Genomic DNA, 1,246 nt, shown 5'->3' on the forward strand with positions numbered 1-1,246 from the left:
ATGACCACGACTACTGCCCCTCAGCGTATTCGAGAAATTCCCTATAACTATACTTCTTATACCGACCGCGAAATCGTTATCCGTCTGTTGGGCAACGAAGCGTGGCAAATCCTGCAAGACCTGCGCGATCAACGCAAAACAGGACGTTCGGCACGAATGTTGTTTGAAGTATTGGGCGATATTTGGGTGGTCGTGCGCAATCCGTATCTGGTCGATGACTTGCTGGAGCACCCAAAACGCCGCGTCGCGCTGGTTCGCGAAATGCGCCACCGCTTAAATGAAATCCGCAAGCGCCGCGACGACAATCAGCAAGTGGATGTCTTGGTTGCCGCAGCAGAAAAAGCAGTGGAGTGTTTTGATAGCAATTTTGATGAAACCAGCCAAAAACGCCATCAAATTTTGGAACGCTTAAGCAAAATTACCAAGCCGCACAACATCATGTTTGACGGCTTGGCACGCGTAACACACGTTACCGATGCGACCGACTGGCGCGTGGAGTATCCATTTGTCGTCGTCAATCCTGATACCGAGGCAGAAATTGCGCCTTTGGTGCGCGCCTTAATCGAGTTAGACTTGGTTATTATCCCGCGCGGCGGCGGTACGGGTTATACCGGCGGCGCAGTACCTTTGGACGCAAACAGCGCAGTCATCAATACCGAAAAACTCGACAAGCATCGCGGCGTCGAATACGTTGAGCTGGCAGGCTTGGATGGCAGACATCCAATTATCAATTGCGGCGCAGGCGTGGTGACCCGACGAGTGGAAGAAACCGCGCATCAGGCAGGTTTGGTGTTCGCCGTCGATCCAACTTCCGCCGATGCGTCTTGCGTGGGCGGTAATGTGGCGATGAACGCAGGCGGTAAAAAAGCCGTGCTGTGGGGTACTGCCTTGGACAACCTCGCCTACTGGAACATGGTTAACCCTCAAGGCGAATGGTTGCGTATCGAACGTGTGCATCACAATTTTGGCAAAATCCACGATGAAGAAACCGCCGTGTTTAACGTACATACGCTGGATTCAGACGGCCGCAATATTGTCAATACCAAACGTTTGGAAATCCCCGGCCACAAATTCCGCAAAGTCGGTTTGGGCAAAGACGTTACCGACAAATTCTTGAGCGGCCTGCCCGGCGTGCAAAAAGAAGGTACGGACGGCATCATCACCAGCGTTGCCTTCGTATTGCATAAAATGCCGAAATACACGCGCACCGTGTGTATGGAGTTTTTCGGCACGGTCGCCACCGCAA

Annotated in this window: 1 protein-coding gene; it reads left to right on the forward strand. The window is 52.6% G+C overall.

All coding sequences use genetic code 11. From position 1 onward, the window contains the following. Nucleotides 1-1,246: DUF3683 domain-containing protein (locus tag ACTHS3_RS13605; protein ID WP_440368205.1), on the forward strand; the 1,246-nt coding region annotated here is incomplete at both ends.

The organism is Neisseria sp. P0009.S007, assembly GCF_051962515.1.